Raw genomic sequence first — 22070 nt, 5'->3', positions numbered from 1 at the left:
GATCAAAACGAATAGGAAAAATTCATTAAAAAGTAGCGTCCGCGTTTATAGCGCTGCGTTATATTGTCCCCTTCGGCGTTCACACGGCCGGTTTCCGGATTCGTTCCGGGTAGTATACGCAGCGGTTCATACTTATTACTGAAGTTGAAGTCTTCTGCCATGAGTATATCCTGATCCAGCAGATTCTGGATGCTGAACTTCACCTGAAGGCTTTTGATCAAACGCTGTGTAATGGCAATATCAAGGTTATGACGAGGTAGTTCCAGCAAACTTCCGCGATAAGTGGGTCCCTTACCAAACCGATTATATTCGTATCCCCTTCCTGCTGCGTAGATACTGGTACCAGTAGTATTGTAAATAGCTGATATACGCGTACCCCAGCCTATATTATCGTAATACAATCCGGCATTGACGATATAAGGAGCTTGCCCCTGCAAGGGACGTTTATCGCCTGAAAGCGACAGGCTGGCCAGACCGGTGGTGTCATTCCGGGTTTCACTTTTGATAAGGGCCAGATTCCCAATAAAGGAAAAGTGGCGGAACAGTGCACCAGGAATAAAGTCCAGTTTTTTATGTATCTCTACTTCCAATCCTTTTATAGTGGCAGAAGCGGCATTCTGGAAAGAGATAGTTGGAAAATCGGCGTCGCTTACCCGAATAGCCGTATTGATACGTTCAATGGGATGGTGAAGTTGCTTAAAGAAAAGCCCAACGCTGATCATTTCCCCTTCCTTGTTTTCCTTCGGATAATATTCGGCCCGCCAATCATAGTTGTTGACAGTAGCAGATTGCAACCTTGTATTTCCCATGATTTCCACATTGTTTTCATAGTCCAGTTCACGATACGGAGCTACCTCTCTGAATTCAGTGCGGTTCACAGTTTTTCCGTAACTACCTCTGATCACCCAGCTTTGGGTTGGTCGCCAGGCAACGTTGACAGATGGAAGCCAGGTGCCTACCGGATTATCAATGAATATGGGGTAATTGAGTGAAGACCACGATGTTGAAGATTCACCGGACACCGGGGGGATGGCGGCGCCAATCTTCTGACGATTGTATTCATACCGTAAACCACCATAAAGCTCAAACGCACGCTTGTTAGGTGCAAACTGAATAGCCAGGTAACCACTGTTGTTTTGTTCCGTTCCCAGGTAACTGTCGCTGCCAGTGGTGCGATCGGCCACCCAAAGTCCTGTTAAGTCATCACGCAGATATTTTTCACTCCACAATTCGGAGAGATCCTGTTCATGAAATCTTGCCAACGTTGGGTTCACCCAGTGATCAGAAGGTTTGATCCGGGCAAGGTCAGTAACACTTCCATCCTGCACCGTATAAATCCGGCGGTATAAACGCCGCTCTTTAAACTGGTGAAAAGTACCTACCTTGATTGACAGTGAAGGTTTCCACCGGAACACATAATCAGCGGAAGCATTGTAATTGCCTTCACTGTTACGCATCCACAAACGGGATATGATCCCTTGTTTCAAAGGCATGTTGTAATTGTCGTCTGAAAGACCTGCTGGTAAGCCTCTTGCCCGCCATTGCAGGGTAGTATCGCCTGTAGCGACCTGAGGATGACTTTCCGTTAATCTGATTACGCGCTGGTCGGGAGAGCTTTGTCTGCTGAATGTATAACCCACATTCCAGTTCAGTGATTGCCGGTTGTGTAAAGCATGGCTTCCGCCCAAATTGCCAGCATAGAGGAAACGCTGATTAAAGGATAAGATGATATCTTTATTACGTGACCAGGAAGTAGCGCCGTCAGGCCCCATAGTTGGATAACTTATCCTGGAAATCGTATTGTTGATCCCTTGCTGTAGTAGGAAGTTTTTGAAGAAAATTTTGCTACTGTCACTGAGTTTAAGCGTGAAGTTCTGAAGCAGATTCAGTTGTGCAGTTTGCGTATTTTTGTCATCCACAGTTGTTTTGTCATTGGTAAAGGAAGATACTTCGGGATAACCTTCCTGGCGATAAAGGTTGGTGCGGAGCCAATCGTTTTTATAACTGAAGGAGGTGAGTACAGCTATTCTTTTACCGGCTACCTTCAGGGAGTTGTAAAAGTTTGTGGTAAGCTGAAAATTCGGCAGTGCTGTAGTTTGCTTAAGACTGAGTGTAGATCCGAAGGTTTTTGAATAGTCGGAGGGGCTAAGCCGGGCCAGCGACAGCTGGTCGTAACCGGGAACAGACGAAGGCAATTTTCGCGTACCATCATCCCATCCCAGCCAGTCCGATTTTCCTCCGTTATAGGTTAGAAAATGCTTGTTGAAGGTAGTACGATCATGGTATCCAACCTGGAATTCTACATCAAAATGTTTTATATTTCCCGCATCCTTGGTATATATTTTCACCACGCCACCAGTCGCGTCGGCCAATGTTTCCGGGCCACTGGATTTATAGACCAGTACTTTGTCAATGATTCTGCTGGGAATCAGGTCAAGCGCAAAAGCACGGCTATAAATTTCGGTACCAGGCGCCACATTATCATTCAGGTAAGTGAGATTGTAGCGGGGGTTTAATCCACGTACAATCACAAATTTATCATCTGCTACACTGACGCCTGCTATTTTCTGTATCACTTCGGCGGCATTGCGATCAGCACTTTTACTGATTTGTTCGGAAGAAATTGCAGAAACCACTATTGATGCCTGTTTCACTTCTTCCAGCACCTGCCTCTCTGAAGTATGTGCCACTGGTGTACGCGTTTTTTGCGTGCCGGTGATCACCACTTCTCCCAATTGACTATTGCCTTGCAGCCTGGCATTGTACACTTCGTCGCGATTGACTTTTACTTCTATCCTTTGATTTTCGGTAGTATAACTTACAAAGGATACTTTTAAGGTATAGCGTCCTGCTGGTATACCGGTAAAACGATAATACCCCGTGCTGTCTGAAATAGTTCCCTTGTTTAGCTCCTGAATCTGTACGGAAGCGCCGGGCAGGGGCTGTGAAGTTTCAAACTCCACGATGCGGCCTTTAAGACCGCCGGTTCCCTGTCCCTGACCGGCTGCTGCGTTTGGGCTGACCGGAGATTTGGACATCGGCTTTTCGCTGATCATTACATGGCTGCCTTCCGGTACATATTGCAGGTTGGTGCCTTTTAGTATGAGTTCCACGGCTCTTTTAACCGTGATATCCTTAACGCTTTGCGTGATCTTCAGGGCATCATATTTTTTAATGTCCTGGTCATAAATGAAACGGATACCACTTTGTTTCTGTATATCTGCAAAGGCTTCTTTAAGGGAAACACTTTTCAATTCGAGGTTGACCTTGCTATTCTGAAAATCCTGTGCGCCAGCTGTTAATGAAAGGAAACTACTGAAGATAAGCAGCATACATGCCGTTCGCGCCGGTATGTGCTTAATAAATCGCATGAAGCGAAGTAGTTGTACTACTTTTTGCATATGTTTGTAATAATTACGGGTTATTTATTTTTTAATTAAATAGTTCGTTAGTCCCGATTATTTCGGGATGTTCGCATCAAGCCGCCCTGATCGTCAAATCGCAACGGCTTTTTGTCTTTATAGCGGTCTGTTACCAGCAGGCCGCTATTTGACTTTATAAAGGATACCCTGGTCTATTGTTGCCGCATATCTTTTGTTTTTGATAAATAATAGGTATTTCCATCCTGCACTTCATATTTAAACTTGCCTAAAATGCTGAGCATTTTCAGTACTGTTTCCACGGAATCGGTCGCTTCAAAGGTTCCGCTTACCCGATAACCGGCCGTTGCTCCGTCACGGCACACAACCGTGACTCCATAACGTCTTTTCAGTTCCTTTGCCACCAGTGCCAGTGGCTCTTCATCAAATACCAGTTCGCCCGTTTTCCATTGCTGCAAAGCATCTATCTCTATATTTCCCGGCTCCGCTTTTTTTGTTGCCGGATCGTAGCTCACTTTTTCGCCGGGCGTTAGCATGGCCAGTTCCGTTTTCCCTTCTGCTGCACTCACGGCAACCTTCCCGGTAGCCACCGCTACTTCCATCGGTTCACCTGCAAAGGCAGTTACCCGGAAAGAAGTACCCAATACACGGGTTTGCACTTCGCCGGTATGGATGGTAAACGGATGCGCTTCATCCCGCTTTACGTCAAAGAAAGCAGCACCGTCCAGGTCAATATCACGTCCCGATTTTGGATAATCTTCGGCATAACTGAAACTGCTTCCTGCGGCCAGGTAGATGCTACTGCTGTCCGGTAAAATGTAGTGCACCGGTACCCCTTTGGCATTCTCCTTTTTGATATAAACGATCTCCTGCGGGGTAGTTGCTTTTTTAACTTGCCATACGGCAACACCTGCTGTAAGTACAATACCTGCCCAAACAGCGGCATAGCGTAAAAAGCGCAGCCGTCTGACCGGAGTGATGGCATTTTTTTTAAGAGGTGTCATACGTTCATACACCTGTGTTTTCCAATACTGTACCCTGCCATCCAGATCCTGTTCATTGGCACCCGGCTTTTCGTATAAGCCTGCTGCCTGGTCACGTTCTTCCATCAGTTCGCTCAGGATAGTTTTTCCTTCCGCTGTTTCCAGCAGTTGCTTTACCTGCTGGTCTTCTGATTTGGAACAAAGCCCGTTCAGGAATTTTTGTAACAGTTGCCTTTGTTGGTTATCCATATTTTATGATTGCCTTCTACTTATATAAACAGGAAAAGAAATGCCCGACCACCTATGGGGACATAAAAAAATCTTCAATTTTTTATGATTTTAGGTAATCAACTGTAAATCAGAAAGATATTTTTAATTATTTCTTTTTGTGAGAATAATTAAAAACGCAACAGAGAGGTATTAAAATGCAAAAAAGTGAAAAGGCGATAAGAAAATAACGGAGTTTATTGTACCAACAGGAACACTAGGAGCGTAACGAACGATTGGTATTCACGGGTGTTTTCTCGGAGGGTATTAAGGGCAGATACCATGTAGTTCTCTACAGTATTGACAGACAGGTTCAGTTCTGCCGCGATCTCCGCATAGCTGAGGTTCTTTTCCCGGCTAAGACGGAAAACTTTTTGTCGTTGTGGGCTTAACTTATCAACCTCGGATTCGTAGATGGTTTCCATATCCCTGGAGATGATCCCATAGTCAGCCTGTCGGCTATCAACGAGCCTGTCTTCTTCGAGCAAATCGATGGAAGACATGTCCGGGATATTTTTTTGAAGATGGTTAATGATGCGGTTGCGCATGGAAAGCATCAGGTAGGCTTTAACGTTGTTGCCTGCATGGGCTTTCAAATGTCCCCGTTTTTCCCAAAGGTTCAGCATCAGATCCATTACCAGTTCTTCCGCATCCATTTCGTTATGGACGTAGGCGATAGCCTGCCGGTACAGCGATTTTGCATACCGGTCGAACAGCTCACTATAAGCCCGAATGTCATCCTGCTGACAACAATACCATAACTCAATATCTGATGCCTGCTTATAATCCATGAGAATACATCTAACCAATGCAAAATTGGATGTTTTAATATTACCCTAATATTAAGTTTTAATTATAGGAAGGCTCTGTGCGTATTTGTCGATCATGGAATTGCTGATAAATAAATTTTGAGTATTTACTCAAAGGGGTATCACCAGTAAAGGTATCCGCCTGTGCCAGGCCAGTTTTTTAGGTTTCTGCCACTTGCTTTTGTGCCTGGCTTGGTGGGTAGCCTGGTAAAAGAGTTTTCATTGGTCATTGTGGTCTCCACACTGTCCAGTCTTATGGTCTCCTTTACCCTAACGCCGATGATATCCTCGCGCTTTGCCAAGCTTACCCATCTGGATGGGAAAACGGTATTTTCCAGGTTTGCCTTATTCTTTGAAAAGCAGATCACAAAGCTCACAAATGCCTATGAAGAGCTACTGTCATGGGCGCTGGTGAACAAATGGAAGACTGTCCTACCTCTGTCCGGGTGAGTCCATCTTTGAGAATGGCGTCTACCTATGCTTTGCGGTTGCCCGTTTTTTCCCAGGACACGCTGAGCACACTATCCCTGACTGTCTGAAGATTAAGCGCCAGGGTATCAAGATACCCCTGACTGATAGCAGCTGTTTTATAATCCTTGAGGATAGCAATAAACGCCACAAGACTGTATTTATTTTCTTTGAGTTTGTTGATCACCTTTTCCGGGGAATTGGCAGGATAGTCTCTGAGCAATACCGTATTGGCACTTGTACCGGAAAGATAATACATTGTAAATCCCCTGTCAGGGTTGGAAATATTACTATCCAGAACACTATAACAGTTTACTGTAAATTGTGCAGACAGGGAATAACATAGAAAAATTAAAAGTAGAAAAAGAATAGACGACTTCATACCAGGGTTTTTAATAGAGCAGAAAAATACTCCGTTGTTAACAAACATGCTACACTAATATCTCGTGATAGCTATTTCAAGTTAAATGAAGGTTACGCAGTCTATCTGCGTGTAGAAAATCAGCGGTAAAATTCGGGTATTAAAAGAGGACGCCTTTTTTGTTAAGACTGTAAAATAAACTGTGACAAAGGGTAAAAAATATAGACCTTGTAATACAGCCAGCGCATATCCCTTTAGTGAATAACCTCTCTATTTATAATCCTTCTTCCCGAAATAATCCTGTAGCTTCCTTTTGAAAGTATTTCCAACAGGCAATTGTATGCTGCCCCCCAGCCAAACATGAGTGGCAGACATTTTTTCAATATAACCCAGGGAAACGATAAACGACTTATGAATCCGTAAGAAGAGATGAGGAGGCAGTTTTTCCTCTATTTCAGCAGTAGTCGACTGACACAGATACATGCCATCCTGTACGAATACTTTTACATAATTACCATAGCTTTGAAGGTAGAGGATATCGGCGAAATCAATCTTTATTAAATCTCCATTGACCTTTAATATGAGGTGATCCGCAGATGAACGGGATATAGCTTTATCTCTATGCAGATTGATCCTGTTTAATACCTTATCAATGGCCGACAGGAACTTCTTAAAATCAAATGGCTTTACAAGGTAGTCCACTACCTCATATTGATATCCTTCCAGCGCATACTCCTTATATGCTGTAGTGAGAATGACGTGGGGGCGTGTTGACATCGTTTCCAGCATTTCCATACCTGATAATCCCGGCATATTGATATCGAGGAAAATAATGTCTACCTTGTGCCGGTAGATATATTCCATGGCTTCAATAGCATTATAGAATGAGCCGGCTAAAGTCAACATTTTTACATTAGCGAGATAGTGAGAAAGTACCAGGTGTGCACCTTCCTCATCGTCTACGACTATAGCTTTCAGGTTATCCATTTATATTATTTTTTAATCGCAAAATCAATGTTGTCTGGTGGGCCTGTTTATCCTGTGAAGTCAGAAACAGGTATTCTCCTTTATAGAGAAACTCGAGCCGTTGCCTGATATTATTCAACCCTATACCGGTAGACTTGCGTTTCAGGTTCTCGTCGGGCATGGAATTATGTATATTTATTTCCAGCTGATCATGCTTAGGCACGATAAACACATGTACAAACCAGCTTCCATTGGTTATGCTGTGTTTAAATGCATTCTCGACCAGAACAATCAGCAGCAGCGGAGCCACCTGATATTGTTCAAGAAAGTTTTTGCTTTCGGGATACTCAAATCTGATATCACACCGCTTCCCTATTCTTTCTCTTTCAAGATCTATATAATTCCTGATGAAAGATACTTCATCATATAAGGATACAGTGAACTTATTAGCATTCTCGATCTGGTATCTCATTAAATCGGATAATTTGATAATCAACCCTGGCGTTCTCGCCGGATCTGCAAGACTGACACCGTATAGATTATTCAGCATATTAAAAAAGAAATGCGGGTTAAGCTGGGCATGTAAAAATTTCATATTCATTTCGCTTAGTAACAGCTGATCCTGATTCCGCCTTTGCAGTTCCGTCATATATTGCCTCATTAAAAAGAGCGACATGATAGTATACGTGCTGATAATGCAAATCACGAAATGATATATCAATTCAGCAGCTACACTATCTTCCTGATACAAACCAGGCTGTACCCAACGATAGTCGATCTCGAAAAGAAGAAACGCGCCTGCAAAGGTTGTTAAAAAGGTAAGCAATGTATACGATACAAAATCCTTTTTCAAAAAGAAAGGGAAAATAAAAAAACGGTGTGCCTGGGCCTGCATATATAGCAGGATAAAAAACGCCAGGCCCTTGAAGAAATTCAAAACGCTATCTATCCAGATCCATTCGTGCAGCATGGTCAGGATGAACATGGCGATAAAGATGATTATTTCCTGTAGATATATATTATTCTGCCATTTTCTATTCAATAACATATCAGTGTCTTTTACAAAAATGTAATGTAACCTGTTGTACAGGATTAATCCATTATGTTGATGTATCAAATCTCTATTAATTTTTATTATACGGCAATAAAAATTGACAAACATTGTTGGTCATTTTTATGACTGTATTCGTCATCTTGTTATTTCTAATAAGAGACTATTGGTATTCATTTGCAGGAATTATAATATGCTGTATGTTTCTGTTTCATAGATTCCTGCTTGTTTCATTGCTCCTTTTTAATGTTGCAGGCCTTTATGCCCAGGAGAATAAGTTGCCCAAAGTAGCCCTTAAAGGTATAGTAATAAGCGCTGATGATAATGCTCCACTGCCAGGAGCTACAGTTATTCTTCAAAGAGACGACAGCACTGTATTAAATACAACAATAACATCGGACAGTGGTTCATTTACTTTTGAGGTGCCGGCTAAAAACAACTACATCATCCGCGTAAGGTACATTAGGTTTAATGACTATCTTTCGGGCCTTGTCAATGTGTCCGGAGAGGCCGTAGATCTTGGCCGGATAAGCCTTTCGCAGACGGGCAAACTTCTTGAAGGCGTTACCATAACTGCCAACAGGAAGAAGAAGCTGATAGAAATCCGGGAAGACCGGATCATTTACAATGCCGGCTCTGATATCAGCAATAAAGCAGGAACAGCCGCTGATGTATTGCGCAAAGCGCCGATGCTTACTGTAGAAGCAAGCGGTGAAGTAAAAATGCGGGGCAACGCTAATATCAAGGTACTGCTCAATGGAATGCCATCTGCTATTATGGCTAAAAATCTGAAAGAAGCGCTGAAAACGATTCCTGCAAGCAGTATCGTATCCATTGAAGTGATCAACAACCCGTCTGCCAAATATGAGGCGGAGGGTGCAGCCGGGGTAATCAATATCATTACAAAGAAGAAAATGAAAGGTACCAGCGGAAATCTTGATCTGTCGGGTGGAAACATGGAACAGTCCGGCGACCTCGGGTTGAATATCGCAACAGGAAAATTCAATTTTTCATTCATGCTGAATATGAGTCATGAGAAAGAGCGCAATACTTCGGTATCAGAGAGGAATTCCCTCGCCAATGGAAAGATTATCGGGAATCTATTACAGGAAATGGATGCTAAACGCAGCAGCAGAGGAGGTTATGGTAGCTTTACCACCGAATACCGGGTGGATTCACTGCAAAAAATTGAAGCAGGAATTTCATTCTGGAAAGGTAATTGGCCGGAAAAAAGTGATCTTCATAGTCGTTATAGAAGTAGTACAGAAAATACTGAGTATACCCAGAAAAGTGACCAGGGTGGTTCTTTCAGCTCTTATGAGCTTTCATTGAATTACCAGAAGAAGTTCACGCGAAAGGGGCAAGAGCTTCAGTTCATTGGTCAGGCAAGCAGATCAGACGACAAATCGGCGTACATCACCGACCAATACCTGATGAATGGTACGCACGCGTTCAGAGAAGAAAGTCCTAATATTGGCAGTAGTACAGACTGGAGCCTACAGACAGATTATTCGCATCCATTGAACAAATCCGGTAAGAGTACCATTGAAACCGGCGTGCGGTATCTGGGAAATAATGCTAAAAGCGATTATAAAGTATTCAATAGCCTGAATCCTGCAGATACCTCCAGGTCAAATGTAATGAGTTATTTCCAGGAAATCTTCTCGGCATATGTCAGCATTAACCTGAGAACAGCCAATGGCTGGGGATTTCGCCCGGGGCTGCGATATGAAAATACCCGGCTGGGAGGAGACTTCACCAACAATACCTCTTCGTTCCGCTCAGGCTACAGCAATTGGGTGCCAGGCCTGCTTATAACAAAGAAGTTCAATGATGAGCAGGAAATGAAACTGAATTACACCGAACGGATCCGCAGACCATGGATATGGGATTTGAATCCTTATGTAAATGCCAGCGATCCGAAAAACATTACCGCCGGGAATCCTTATCTGAAACCCGAGTTGACGCGGATGTTTGAGCTGGGATATGCTTACAGTGCGGCATTCGGATTCTCATTAAACAGCAGCATTTATTTCAACACAAACAGTAATGCCATAGAATCTATTGCTACAGTAGATACAGCGGGTGTTTCGTACACTACCTCCCAGAACATTGCAGCAAATAGCAGACTGGGCATGAACATCGATATATCCCTGCCGCTTAATGCTCAATGGAACCTGAATGCTGGTGCTGAGTTATTTTATCAGAAGTTTAAAAGCAAAACTCTAAATCTTCAGCATTACGGTAATTTTTATACACTCAGATTGAACAGCACTTATGAGCTGCCAAAGGACATCAGCCTGCTAATTTCAGGCGATTATGGGAATGGTTATATTACGCTGCAGGGAACAAATTCAGCCAACTATTCCTATCGCATTGCTGTACAAAAAGAGATATTCGATAAGAAAGCCAGTCTGACACTTAGCGCGAATAACCTGTTTCAGAATAATCTTATGCAGAAGAGCACTGCCACTGCACCTACTTTCCAAAGTAACACCACCAGCTGGTTCTATAACCGTTCTGTTTCATTATCCTTTAGCTGGCGATTTGGCGGATTGCATAGCACAGAGAAGAGTGAGAATAGATTTTCCGGGCAGGATGCCGGTAAGCCTGCTCACAGAGGAAAACAGTAGTAAGAAGACGGTGACGCAAAAGAGAGCAGTTAAAAATGATAAATATAGTTTTAAAAGTACGCGGCAGGATAAAATTAATCGTAACTTTCGAAAACTTTTCTCTGTATGAGCATTAAGGCCGCTATAAATGAACCCCAGTTTTTCTGATGGGGATTATGTGATTGCTACGGAAATATCCTTCGAGGACTGGCCCATGAAGAATTGTTCAATAACGCAGACGGGGCAACCCACTTCTAAAGTGTGTTAAATGAACTGATATATGGAATGTTTGCAGGATGCCAACAAACAACTATCCATTGTCTTCGCAGCGCTTCAGCATTATGATAGCGCATATACTTATCACCTGCGCTACACTCAGGGTACAGATAGTATTGCAGCAAAAAACAACGGACAGCCGGTACTTGAAAAAGAGCACCATTACCAAATGGAAACCCGGCAACGATTGCAGGAAGCCGCGCTGAACCGGCGAAGGTTCTGGAAAGACCCTGGCATCGGCATTGCCTGCGCAAGCGTGCTCATCGTACTATTCCTGTTTAAATGGTACAGTGTCAGGCAAAAGAGCAAATTCCATAGTGTGCTTAACATCCAGCAAAAAGAAAGCCTCGGGGCTACTATCCGGGCTGTTGACAGGGAAAGAAAACGGATCGCCGAAGATCTGCACGACACTCTTGGGTCTCTTTTATCAGCTGCTATATTAAAGTTGTCGGTCGTTGAAGAAACAGATGCATTACCGGTACAGGAAAAGGAGAACATAAAAGAAGCGCTGGCATTGCTGGATGACGCTATGCAGGAGATGAAAAATATAACATATAGTATTATGCCTGCCACTTTATTGAAACTAGGCCTGATCGTGGCATTGCAAAACCTTTTTAACCGGATTACTACTCAATCTTTCATCTACATCAACTATACTACGTTTGGATTTACCTCCCGACTAGATGAAGCCACTGAATTGAGCATTTACCAGGTAGTGCTGGAAGCCGTGAACAATATCGTCAAACATGCGCAGGCCTGTAATATCACAGTACAACTGGTTCGTTCTGCCAGCAATATCAACATCACGATAGAAGATGACGGACAGGGATTTGAGGTCAGCCGTGAAAATACAGGAGGCAGCGGATTAAACAATATGCAGTCACGGATTAAAAATCTGGGTGGAACCATTGACATTGATAGTCAGCATGGCAGCGGCACAACGATCATCATTGAGATTCCTTATACATGATAATATCATTACTACCGGAATATTTGGATTGCAGCTTTTAGATTTACGTATATGAAAGCAATTGTACCGACGAAGATTCGGTTATTGATCGCCGACGATCACCGTGTATTATTGGACGGATTGACTTTACTTCTCAGCGCAGAGGCCAATTTCGAAATTGCAGCAACAGCAGAAAACGGCGAGCAGGTGATCGATCTGCTTAATAAAACAGAGGTAGACGTATGCCTGCTCGATATCAACATGCCCAGGCCTGGTGGTATGGAGCTAACACGATGGATACAACAGCACCGGCCGCAGGCTAAGATCATCATCCTTACCACACATGACGAAGATGCAATCGTTGCTGAAATGATACAAATGGGCATTTCCGGTTATCTGCTAAAAAATTGTACCCGGCATGAACTGGTAGAAGGGGTTAACAGAGTAGCGAATGGACAATTCTTCTTTAGTGAAGCGGTCCTTCAGCGCATAGTGGGCGGCTATAAAGGGCCAAAGAAAGAGACAACCGAAAAATCGGTGATATTCACAGAAAGGGAAAAAGAGATCATTCAATTACTGGCAAGGGAATATACCAATGAAAAAATAGCCGAATTGCTGCACATCAGTTACAGAACAGTAGAGACGCATCGAAAAAACATGATGCTAAAAAGTAAATCAAGGAATTTGGCCGGGTTACTCCGCTTTGCTTCAAGCCAGGGTTGGATCAAATTATAACAGACTTCACAATTACTTTCAAAAACCAGCCGTGCACTCCCTTGTTGTAGGTATAGAGTAATGCAGCATGAACATATCATCAGGAAATGCAACGGCCTGGTGTATTCCTCTCTCAGAAGATTCTTTTTAACGTGATAATATGCGAGCAGGTATTACCCACCGCCGTTCCGGAAATGGTGGTGGCATCATTGCTGATGGTCAGCGTACCGGACTCATTGCCCATCATAATCTGTAACTGATTGCCACTGATGGTTCCGGTGCCACTCCCGTGTTCGCCGCTTGCGGCAAGATAGGTTCCCATGGCAACGCTGCCTCCCGTCCATATATTGACAATCGCGCTCCCACATTTCCCCCCATTACTGCTCGTGGCAGCACCCGTGCCCTGGTATACTTTGATTGGATTAACAGAAGTTTCTTTTGCAATAGCAGTGAATACAGGCTCCGGATGTGCAGGCAGGTATAAAGAGTCGATCATCGGATTACTGCCGTTGGCACCTACAGAAAACCAGAATTTCGCTCCACTGGGTCCGGTGAACAGCGCTTTGGAAATCGCCTGGCCGGTTTGCCAGTTACCCAATGAAGAAGCCAGTAAACTATCAACAGCACCGGCAGGATTGGTCCACTGATAAATCAGATAAGGCTTGGTTGCCTGCAGGTTGATCAGGAAAAAACCACTCGAACCGGTGAGCGTACCCTTATAAATACCGCCACTCTGGTTATCGTTACTGGCCTTAGGTGTTGTTCCGCCCGCCGGATTATCCGTGGAATCCTGTTTCTTTTCGGACGATTTGCTGCAACCGTTGCCGATGAACAACAAATACACGATGGCAGTTGTGGCGGTACAGATAAATGTCAATCGTTTCATAGAGAGAAGCTTTGTATTGCTGAAGGGATAAATATTAACAGTAAAAGTAGCCAGTAGATATTTTGGATGAAATACCATCAGTACGGTATTTCCTTCTACCAATATTTTGGTAGTCTTGAGCGGAAAATGAAAAATTGACGGCGTCTTCGAAGTATGGAACCGGGAAAAACTTCCGCAACCCCATCTCATTACTTTCGGATTACCCATGGCCGTTAAAGGAAAATGGGTAAATGATACCCTCTTTGTTGATTACAACAGGTTATGCAGGATTGAGGATTATAAGTTTTCTATCATTTTTAAAGAAAATGACGCTATGGAAATCAGGCTGACAGAAGCTTCAAAGGGGATCAACCAAATTATACACGCAAAGAAAATGTAGCGCTTCAACTGTTAAACGGAATATAATATACTGAAAAGAGGCTGTCTCATAAATATTGAGACAGCCTCTTTTCAGTTTCAACATCACAATTTCTTTTTCTACTCAAGTCCTACTAACAGGTTTGCAGGTTCATTAAAACCTTCAAACGCTGCTTTTACAGGACGGGAAGTCCAGGAATATGGCGTCTCCAGTCCGAAAACAAACGCAATGGTTGCCGCCAGATCATACTGGTAAACAGGTTGCTGAATTTTGTATCCTTTCTTTACTCCACGGCCGTAATACACAACCGGTATAGTAATTTCTTCTGCTGATTCGCCACCGTGTCCTTTGTTAATTCCTCCATGGTCGGCCACGATCATTACCAGTGTGTTGTTTTTCATACCAGCCTGTTCGATCGCTTTTAAGACCTGGCCTACCAGGCTATCCGCTCTGGCAATCGACTGCAGATATTCCGGCGTCATATGCCCGAATTTATGGCCGGCACCGTCGACATGGTCTAAGTGAAGAAACGCGAACGTCGGTTTCCGGGTTGTGATATAATCTGAAAATTTAGCCGCGGCTTCTGTTTCAGATTTAGCGTGCTCGTATTCGTTCACCATTTCCTTCTGGAGTAAGCGGCCATAATCATCCCAATGAAAAACAACCCCTTGTTCTGCGTCGGGGCGCTGCTGGCGTATAATATCGAAGATACTGGGTGAGCGCCCGATCTTATTTACCACAACGGGTTTCATAGATTTGCCGTCCGGCTTCCAGCCATTGGAAGTAATGCCTGTTATTTCAGGGCCTGCGCCAAGGATCATAGCCGACCAGTTCGACGAACTTGAAGAAGGTAACACCGTCCTCGCATCGTATTTGAAAGCTCCTTCAGCGATCATCCGGTGTATCACCGGTGCGTCGGCCTTCATTAGCCCGCCACTGCTTAAACCATCAATTCCTATCACCACAACATGCTGGAACAGCGGTTTGGTTTTACTGGGTTGCTGCGCCTGCAGCGTTCCACAGATTACAAGAAAAATGGGTAATGTACTCAGAATACGTTTCATGTTTTCAAGATTAGTTAATATACAAATAGCACCTATGAGATCTGTTATTTCTGGTCGGCGATATAAAGACTGTTTACTTCTCCGCTACTCAATGCCTTACTATAGATCCTGACATCATCTACCAATCCACTCAGTGTTTTTCTGGTGCCATCACCACTGTTATAAGCTCCAGTTCCATCTTCCCAGATAGTGAAGGGGTAGTCGTTTGTTTTATCCCACAATGGTCCTTTTATGTTGTTCAGGTCAAAAGGTGTAGCCTTTGTATATTCTTTTCCATCGATGTATACATGCAGGAGCTTTGCGCCCTGATCCACTACTGCTGTTACCATGTGCCATTGATTATCAGACAGCGCAGGTGCCTGCGGAATCATTTCACTTGCTCGCCAGTCCATGCGGTTGCTGACGCCGCCCGCATCGCCGGCAAGCTTAACCAGCCAGCCCCTGCCTGATGAACCTGGCCCTGTATAGGTAGCACCACCATCGGTAGCCAAAACAAATCCGGGATTTTTGCCACTGTCCCAGTTGGAATTGGAGAACAGCACAGGATCTGAGCCGATTCCTTTCAGCTTCGTCCAAAAGCTGAAGCTGAAGCTTTGTGTGAGACCTGGTCTTAACAAGTCGTGCCTGGGCAATACGGCATACGAACCAGCCACAAATGATGCTACTCTGCCCCGTATTGCATCCGTTACGAAACTCACCTTTGCGGAGGCACGCTCTCCCTGCATCGCGTCAAACCTGTTTCCGCTGACATCAGATAAATCGTTGTCCATCGGCAGATAAACCAGCAGGTTGTTTCCACTGCCACTCGTGGTGGTAAAGGTCCAGGAAGTGGGGGTTAAAAAACCTTCAAACGCTTTCCCGTCAGCGTCTGTCATACATCCGGCATCAGCAATCACATAATAGCTGGTAGCGAATTTAAGAGGCGTTCCCAGCCTGACGGTTACGCGGCTGCCATCTATTGTAACTGCCTGCCCGGTCACAGGTACATCCGCTACCTTGGTATTGCCGGCGGATTCAAATACGGCAATATTGCCGGTTCCTTTCTTCACCGCCGCAGCAAAAGTCAGTTCCAGTTTAAACAGGGAGGCATCTATGCTTCCCGGAAGAGGATTGATGGAAGTAAGCGCCAGACCACTTTTCCCGACTGTTTTAAAGGTCCATGAAATTCCGTCCGGCATGCCCATGTACAGGTTCCCAAGCAGGTCGGTAACGATTCCCCGGCGCAGCGTAACAGTATAGTACTCGTCTGCCTTAAGATCCCTTGGCGGTTTAATGGTGAGCACTGGTTTGTCTTTTCCAATCGTCGCGGCATCAGATGTAATATCTATACGCTGGGTATCTGTTTTACTGGCGAGTACCACTTCTCCCAATCCTTTTTTGATCGACTTATTAAAGGTGAGTACCAGGCCACTGTTTACCGCAATACCTTCTACAGCCGAAGAGGGGTTATAGCTAACGATAACCGGGTTGGCGGTATCAATCGTATAGTCGTATTTTTCCCTGCACGATGTAAGCAGCGCTGCGCTAAGCATCACCATAGCGAATGAGAAAATGAATCGTTTATTGTTATTTTTTTGCATGCTTATATTTTTTGATTTTATAAGTCCGGCGCCTGTATTTATTGTTGACGGGTGAGCGTTACCTGGAAGGTGCCTTTTCCGGTTGCTTTTGTATCCGTATTCTCCCAGCCCATGTAAAAGGAGATGGTGAGTGTTGAAGATGTAACCCTGACTTTGAACTCATCGACCGGGCCATAATCTGTCACGTTCACCTTTGCACTATCCTGCGTGCCGGTTACCTTCCAGGTTCCGGCATTACCAGCGTTGCCGAATACAATGGGGCAGTCCTGTGCCATGAATTTCGAAGGGCTGCCTGCTCCGTCTGTAGTAAATACCAGGCGCATGGTCCCAAATATCTCAGCCGGTACGTTTTCAGGCGTAATGATATTCGTGGGGGTTGTCCAGGTGCCATCCAGCCGGCCGGCAACAAGTTGTTCTTTATTAAGCCCGCTCTGCTGCAATGATTCCTTTTTGCAGGAAGCCAGCCCTCCTATACCTGCTATAAGCAGCAGCAGCCACCAGGATTTCAGATTCAGTTTCTTTGCCATATCCTTTTTATGATTAGTTATTCACTTTAAACAAACGGAACGGAACGTTCGACTTCAGTACACTTCCCTCCAGGCCCCAGCTGCCATCTGCACGCATTCCCAGATGGCTCAGCACATTGACGGCAACATCAGTGAGGCCAATCGGATAATACGGGTGACGTTCGCTGGCAGGGCCTACCAATTCGCCGTTATTGCCTTTACCGCTGTAGTCCTTCACCACATTACCTCTCACTTCATCCATTTTCAGGTAAAGATTCAATGAAGCCCTGTTAGGATGGTTACTGGTTTCGATATTGCGGAGATACATGTAATCACGGATGGTTCCGGCAGAAAGTACATCTGTCCATATCCTCACTTCATTAAAGGAGCCGGCCCAGTTAGGTGCGCCGCCACTATATTTCTGCGTTCCTTCCTGAGCAAGGCACAGGTAATCGTAAGGGGAAGCCATATTGTCCGCATCCTTATAGGTCAGCGGAGATTCCGCCACTTTCTCTCCGTCCTGATAAACGGTTAACAGTTTTGTTTTATCAAACGTAACGGCCAGGTGATGCCAGTTACCATCTTCCAACACCCGGTTGGAGCCAACATCATAACGTTCTGATTTCTGATTCGCAATGTTAATTTTCCAGGAGGTGCCACTTCTGCAGATGGTGAACCCTGGTAAGCCACCGGAATCCCAGTTTTTATCGCCTATGATGGATGGATCACTGCTGTTATCACCTGCATTTGCCCAAAACTCAATGGTGAATTTATTCATGCCCTGTAAGGCTGTTCCGCGGATGGGAATACGAACATACGTCCGGTCGCCCGAAGGCGCTTTATTGATCGTTAAAACGTTATCCGCATTCTCCCGGGGCGCCATCTGGGTGCCGACCAGTTCCTTTTTGTCCATTTCAGCTCCCGAGAAAATAATAGGCACGTTGATCTCTTCAAGAGTAGTGCTCTGAGGTATTCCTGACTCTGTTCCGCCGTGTGTAGACACCAGAAAGATACTCCAGTCTTCTTTCGCATAATTTGCGCGCGACTGGATGGCGGCCTGTAATCCCGCCACATACTCATCGATCTTTTGGATGGCTAATACGTACCTGGCCTGGCGAAGCTGGAATCCCACCTGTTGCCCCACATCATCCGGACTGCTGAACTGTACGAATACAGCGCCCATGTTCGCCTGCTTCACCAGCTCAACAGATTTATTATATACTTCTCCATCGGAAGTAAATTGAAATTTATAATCTGCCGACTGGTTCAACAGGGTATTGATTTCCTGAGTACGAACAACGGATGCCACCACAATAGCCGGCGCCGCAGATTTGATGCGACTGACAACCGATGGATACTCCGTAAATCTGTTCCCGGAAAAAGACTGGTTGACTGTTACACCATGTTTACCGGCTGAAACACCTGTGAGCATTGTTGCCCAGCCGGAGCTTCCATAAGCAGGAACACCGCCGTAACCGTTCATGCTATATGAAGCATTTGCCTTAAGCCTTCCGATACCAGGAGTAGCCGCATAGTCGATGGCAGTATTGATAATACCGTCGACCCCGATCACCAGTATCTTCCTGGCCTTATCAGTCTGTGCATAGGCAACCTGACCCGCTATCAGCAGGGCAGTCAGGATCAGACAGGGATATTTAAAAAAGTTGTTCATCCGCGTATTTTTTGTTTTTTTAAATTAGCCGGATGGCACTTCGGTGATACATTCGTCCGTGTGAGAAAAAATGTTCATGTCCGGTTCCATCTTTCTTTACTTAAATAATCTAACCACATAATTGCCGGGAAGACCTATGACAAAATTGAAGTTGTAAGCCTCATAGGTAACTTTTTCCACGCCGCCGGTAGTGTCTACCAGTTTCCAGGTGCAGTAGGTATCTGATTCCTTTACGGGAAAGCCTACACTCCATATTTCACCATCTTTAGTATCGTTCACAAATGTGCCTTTAAAACCTGCGGAGCGATTCTTCGTAAAATCGATATAGTCGCCGGAAAGCGGTTTGCCATTCAGGTATCCCACAAAAGTGATCTGGTTGGGTGCATCTCCGATACGTTCTATTTCAGGTTGTTTGGCCATTTTGGACGACCATGATTTCACATCGAATTCTTTGAATGCTACCACGAGTGCATCCTTTAACATCTTGCTTCCCGACTGATTGGAGATGCGTATATCAAAATGATACTCGCCGGCAGGAATATGATTGCCCTCCAGGATTTCCAGCTTACCGGTATATTGATTAATGCTCACTGCCTGCGTCATCACGGTGTCTGATTTCAGCTGCAGTTCTGCCGGAGTTTCGTTGCCTACAATTGGTTCTTTGTAGCGGACAACGGGGATCTTCTCCTTTAAGGCGTCTGTCTTCTGCCCGTGCAGCTCCCTCAGATCAACAATTTCGAATTTCAGGGGCAGCGTGGACCTGGAAGCCTGAAAGTCGCCGATATTCAATTGCAACCCGGAAACGGCGTATTGTTTTCTGTTTTTATAGCTGACGTCCGGAGCAATGCTTCCCTCCTGCGGAATCTTGGTACAGGCACTTATCAGCAGTGTTGCACCCGCAAAGACTGCTGTAAAAAACCAGGAAATTCTGTTGTGTTTCATCTCCTTTTACTCTAGTTAAATCCAAAAATATGTGTGTCAGAACTCAGTACATGGACTACTCCATTCGTAGATCGCAGGTCTGAGGTTGCAACTTGTACGGACTGGTATATCTCCTTTTCCCCTGGTGCGCTAACGTTCAGGGAAAAGATGATATATTTCGCACCTTTCTTCACGTTCCCCAGGTAATCTTCCTGCACAATGTTAAAGCGTGCCTTTTTGCCGCCGTAAGTTGTTGCATAGCTATAAGTACTCGCTAATTTATCGCGGACTATCTCTTCATTCGGAATGATGTAATTCCTGAGTATCTCCGTGATCTTAGTCATCTCATCCTGTGGAATGGCATCCAGCGTTGCCGGCCTTTTTTCCGGGTCTGGAAAAATCAGGTTGAAATAGTTATGTATAGAATAATCCCTGGGGGCCAGAAATGTAGTTCCCCTGGCATTAACGGCCGATTCCAGTCCACTTAACCGGATCAGGGTAGTCAGTGTATCGAACATTTCGCGATGGCTTTTCAGATAATCCATTGTTGATACGCCCAGGATCGTTGACTTGTCAACGGGCAAGGTGCCGCCATCGGTGAAATAGTTGCGGCTACACCCGGAAACCAGCAAGACGCCAATGAATACGATTGCTTTAATTAATTTCATCCGCATGTTTTTTTATTTTTTAATTCGGCCGTACGATTATTGATTAAACTGCCAGTAATAAGTCTGTTCCATATTTGGATTATTTGCAAAGGCTTCCTGACTGACCGGACAAAATCCGGCACCATCTTTTTCTCCCTGTGCCGTCACACTTTTATTAAACTCATGAAGGCGACCCAAACGAACCAGGTCATACACGCGTTGATACTCGCCGATCAGTTCTCTTCGTCTTTCTTCCAGCACTTCTTCGATCACTACCGCCTGATCGTCTCTGGTGAAGAGCGGAATACCTGCCCGCGTGCGAACAGCGTTAAGGTTTTCGAGCGCATCGCTCACGCGACCAAGCCGTGCGTCGGCCTCCGCCTTCAAAAGCAGCACATCTGCATACCTGAAAACAGGAACCGGCGCCTGCATCAGGCTATAAGTCCGATCCTTTACCTTTCTGAATTTGGCGAACATAATGGCGCGTTCTCCGTTCTGCAGCGGATCCGGAAATACTGGCCGCAGCTCACTGTTGCTCACAGAAAAATCGATACTTTGAAAAAAGGCAGGTACTCTTTTGTCGGATTTGTCTCTGACATAATCAGGATAAATCTCCAGTATCTTCGATTTGGGTACTGCCAATGACAATTCTCCTCTGGAAGTGTAAGGATTAGTCAGATAGTAGGTCATAATATGTCCATAGTAATCTGAGAACTCACCTTTTTGTGCATCATAATACATCTCGAATATCATCTCATCAGATTCCCCTGTATCAAACAAATTCCGGAACTCTTCTATCGGCACCAGTCTGAAAGTGTTAGTGCTGATGATTTCCTTTATCGCATCTGAAGCACCCTGATAATCCTTCAACCACATGCAGGCGTGGGCTTTCAGCGCAAGGGCGGCTCCTTTTGTACCTCTTGACACCGACTGTTTTCTTGTTCCCTTATTCAGCCAGGGCAAACCAGGTATAGCGATATTCACTTCATCCACCACCATCTTCATCACCTTGTTAAGTGGTTCTCTACCCAGTGGATCAACATTCCGTGCTTTCAGGTTGATGGGAACATCTCCCCAGATCCGTGCAGCATAAAAATGCGACATGGCGCGGAGAAAACGTGCCTCGGCCAGCAATTGCGCTTTTCTTTCTTCTGTAAGCCCGTCTGTGATCACAGGAATTTTCTCCAGCACAAGATTGCACTGTTCAATGGTGCGGTAAAAGAGCCGCCAGTTGGTCAATGGCTCCAGCTGTGTTCTCTGGATCAAATGATTTTGAAAACTGGCATCCCAGTCTCCATCATTATTAGGCGTGATCCAATCTCCGGAACGTCCATCGCCCCAGAAATAATAGTCGCCCCAGGAGCCATTACGTGTAGTCGATGGCGTATCATCTTTAGTTAGTCCTGACAACGCCCTGCGAAAGATGGCGAAAGCCGCCGCTACAGCGCCCTCAGCGTCGCTACCTGTACGCCAGGCCTGATCTTCTGTTACTGTGTTGACCGGCAATTCATCCAGCCACTTCTTACAGGATGCTGTGGTAAGGACCAGAACGGCCATATATCCTGCAATTATTATCTTATTTTTCATACTCAATTAACTT

General features: G+C 44.9%; 17 protein-coding genes. 3 read left to right on the top strand and 14 right to left on the bottom strand.

Translation table 11 applies throughout. From position 1 onward, the window contains the following. Nucleotides 1–2: 2 nt before the first annotated feature. The 6 genes from UNH61_RS05810 to UNH61_RS05785 all read right to left on the bottom strand — a co-directional run bounded on the left by UNH61_RS05810 (nt 3) and on the right by UNH61_RS05785 (nt 8282). Entirely contained in the window at nt 3–3401 is a 3399-nt protein-coding gene (locus UNH61_RS05810) for a TonB-dependent receptor (RefSeq protein ID WP_326991188.1), read from the bottom strand. Between the two features lie 173 nt (nt 3402–3574). Continuing rightward, a complete protein-coding gene (locus tag UNH61_RS05805) occupies nt 3575–4612 on the bottom strand; it encodes a FecR domain-containing protein (RefSeq protein ID WP_326991187.1) in 1038 nt (345 codons plus the stop codon). Nucleotides 4613–4827: 215 nt separating this feature from the next. After that, complete coding sequence (locus UNH61_RS05800; RefSeq protein ID WP_326991186.1) at nt 4828–5421, bottom strand: RNA polymerase sigma-70 factor; 594 nt, start codon at nt 5419–5421, stop codon at nt 4828–4830. A 493-nt stretch (nt 5422–5914) separates the two neighbouring features. After that, nucleotides 5915–6289 (bottom strand): hypothetical protein, encoded by a 375-nt coding sequence (locus UNH61_RS05795; RefSeq protein WP_326991185.1) that lies wholly within the window; start codon nt 6287–6289, stop codon nt 5915–5917. Nucleotides 6290–6538: 249 nt separating this feature from the next. Next, complete coding sequence (locus UNH61_RS05790) at nt 6539–7255, bottom strand: LytTR family DNA-binding domain-containing protein (protein WP_326991184.1); 717 nt, start codon at nt 7253–7255, stop codon at nt 6539–6541. Further along, a complete protein-coding gene (locus UNH61_RS05785) occupies nt 7248–8282 on the bottom strand; it encodes a histidine kinase (protein ID WP_326991183.1) in 1035 nt (344 codons plus the stop codon). The genes UNH61_RS05790 and UNH61_RS05785 overlap by 8 nt, the downstream gene beginning before the upstream one ends. A gap of 203 nt (nt 8283–8485) precedes the next feature. Here UNH61_RS05785 and UNH61_RS05780 point away from each other — a divergent pair, with 203 nt between their 5' ends. From UNH61_RS05780 to UNH61_RS05770, 3 genes are all read left to right on the top strand, one after another. Then, nucleotides 8486–10918 carry a TonB-dependent receptor gene (locus UNH61_RS05780; protein WP_326991182.1) on the top strand — a complete coding sequence of 811 codons (2433 nt, stop codon included), beginning with the start codon at nt 8486–8488 and terminating at the stop codon, nt 10916–10918. A gap of 259 nt (nt 10919–11177) precedes the next feature. After that, entirely contained in the window at nt 11178–12143 is a 966-nt protein-coding gene (locus UNH61_RS05775; RefSeq protein ID WP_326991181.1) for a sensor histidine kinase, read from the top strand. A gap of 51 nt (nt 12144–12194) precedes the next feature. Further along, a complete protein-coding gene (locus tag UNH61_RS05770; RefSeq protein ID WP_326991180.1) occupies nt 12195–12857 on the top strand; it encodes a response regulator transcription factor in 663 nt (220 codons plus the stop codon). A gap of 112 nt (nt 12858–12969) precedes the next feature. Here the strand turns inward: UNH61_RS05770 and UNH61_RS05765 are convergent, their stop codons facing one another. From UNH61_RS05765 to UNH61_RS05730, 8 genes are all read right to left on the bottom strand, one after another. Then, on the bottom strand, nt 12970–13722 hold the full coding sequence (locus UNH61_RS05765; protein ID WP_326991179.1) for a hypothetical protein: 753 nt from the start codon (nt 13720–13722) through the stop codon (nt 12970–12972). A 477-nt stretch (nt 13723–14199) separates the two neighbouring features. Further along, a complete protein-coding gene (locus UNH61_RS05760; protein WP_326991178.1) occupies nt 14200–15144 on the bottom strand; it encodes an alkaline phosphatase in 945 nt (314 codons plus the stop codon). A 44-nt stretch (nt 15145–15188) separates the two neighbouring features. Beyond that, the gene (locus UNH61_RS05755; RefSeq protein WP_326991177.1) at nt 15189–16724 is read right to left on the bottom strand and encodes an Ig-like domain-containing protein; all 1536 of its coding nucleotides are present in this window, start codon (nt 16722–16724) and stop codon (nt 15189–15191) included. Between the two features lie 38 nt (nt 16725–16762). Continuing rightward, nucleotides 16763–17251 (bottom strand): hypothetical protein, encoded by a 489-nt coding sequence (locus UNH61_RS05750; protein ID WP_326991176.1) that lies wholly within the window; start codon nt 17249–17251, stop codon nt 16763–16765. 13 nt (nt 17252–17264) lie between these two features. Next, nucleotides 17265–18902: a LamG-like jellyroll fold domain-containing protein gene (locus UNH61_RS05745; protein WP_326991175.1), complete on the bottom strand. Its 1638-nt coding sequence runs from the start codon at nt 18900–18902 to the stop codon at nt 17265–17267. A 96-nt stretch (nt 18903–18998) separates the two neighbouring features. Continuing rightward, nucleotides 18999–19844: a DUF5007 domain-containing protein gene (locus UNH61_RS05740; RefSeq protein WP_326991174.1), complete on the bottom strand. Its 846-nt coding sequence runs from the start codon at nt 19842–19844 to the stop codon at nt 18999–19001. An 11-nt stretch (nt 19845–19855) separates the two neighbouring features. Next, nucleotides 19856–20491 (bottom strand): fasciclin domain-containing protein, encoded by a 636-nt coding sequence (locus tag UNH61_RS05735; protein ID WP_326991173.1) that lies wholly within the window; start codon nt 20489–20491, stop codon nt 19856–19858. Nucleotides 20492–20527: 36 nt separating this feature from the next. Then, nucleotides 20528–22057, bottom strand: a complete 1530-nt coding sequence (locus UNH61_RS05730) for a RagB/SusD family nutrient uptake outer membrane protein (RefSeq protein WP_326991172.1) — start codon at nt 22055–22057, stop codon at nt 20528–20530. Nucleotides 22058–22070 lie beyond the last annotated feature (13 nt).

The organism is Chitinophaga sp. 180180018-3 (assembly GCF_037893185.1).
GTDB lineage: Bacteria > Bacteroidota > Bacteroidia > Chitinophagales > Chitinophagaceae > Chitinophaga.
The sequence above is the reverse complement of the archived record's forward strand: the minus strand, read 5'-3'. Positions and strand labels throughout refer to the sequence as shown.

Coding starts and splice junctions, on each gene's coding strand:
- UNH61_RS05810 (WP_326991188.1), bottom strand. CDS start 3,401: ATGCAAAAAGTAGTACAACTACTTCGCTTCATGCGATTTATTAAGCAC.
- UNH61_RS05805 (WP_326991187.1), bottom strand. CDS start 4,612: ATGGATAACCAACAAAGGCAACTGTTACAAAAATTCCTGAACGGGCTT.
- UNH61_RS05800 (WP_326991186.1), bottom strand. CDS start 5,421: ATGGATTATAAGCAGGCATCAGATATTGAGTTATGGTATTGTTGTCAG.
- UNH61_RS05795 (WP_326991185.1), bottom strand. CDS start 6,289: ATGAAGTCGTCTATTCTTTTTCTACTTTTAATTTTTCTATGTTATTCC.
- UNH61_RS05790 (WP_326991184.1), bottom strand. CDS start 7,255: ATGGATAACCTGAAAGCTATAGTCGTAGACGATGAGGAAGGTGCACAC.
- UNH61_RS05785 (WP_326991183.1), bottom strand. CDS start 8,282: ATGTTATTGAATAGAAAATGGCAGAATAATATATATCTACAGGAAATA.
- UNH61_RS05780 (WP_326991182.1), top strand. CDS start 8,486: ATGTTTCTGTTTCATAGATTCCTGCTTGTTTCATTGCTCCTTTTTAAT.
- UNH61_RS05775 (WP_326991181.1), top strand. CDS start 11,178: ATGGAATGTTTGCAGGATGCCAACAAACAACTATCCATTGTCTTCGCA.
- UNH61_RS05770 (WP_326991180.1), top strand. CDS start 12,195: ATGAAAGCAATTGTACCGACGAAGATTCGGTTATTGATCGCCGACGAT.
- UNH61_RS05765 (WP_326991179.1), bottom strand. CDS start 13,722: ATGAAACGATTGACATTTATCTGTACCGCCACAACTGCCATCGTGTAT.
- UNH61_RS05760 (WP_326991178.1), bottom strand. CDS start 15,144: ATGAAACGTATTCTGAGTACATTACCCATTTTTCTTGTAATCTGTGGA.
- UNH61_RS05755 (WP_326991177.1), bottom strand. CDS start 16,724: ATGCAAAAAAATAACAATAAACGATTCATTTTCTCATTCGCTATGGTG.
- UNH61_RS05750 (WP_326991176.1), bottom strand. CDS start 17,251: ATGGCAAAGAAACTGAATCTGAAATCCTGGTGGCTGCTGCTGCTTATA.
- UNH61_RS05745 (WP_326991175.1), bottom strand. CDS start 18,902: ATGAACAACTTTTTTAAATATCCCTGTCTGATCCTGACTGCCCTGCTG.
- UNH61_RS05740 (WP_326991174.1), bottom strand. CDS start 19,844: ATGAAACACAACAGAATTTCCTGGTTTTTTACAGCAGTCTTTGCGGGT.
- UNH61_RS05735 (WP_326991173.1), bottom strand. CDS start 20,491: ATGAAATTAATTAAAGCAATCGTATTCATTGGCGTCTTGCTGGTTTCC.
- UNH61_RS05730 (WP_326991172.1), bottom strand. CDS start 22,057: ATGAAAAATAAGATAATAATTGCAGGATATATGGCCGTTCTGGTCCTT.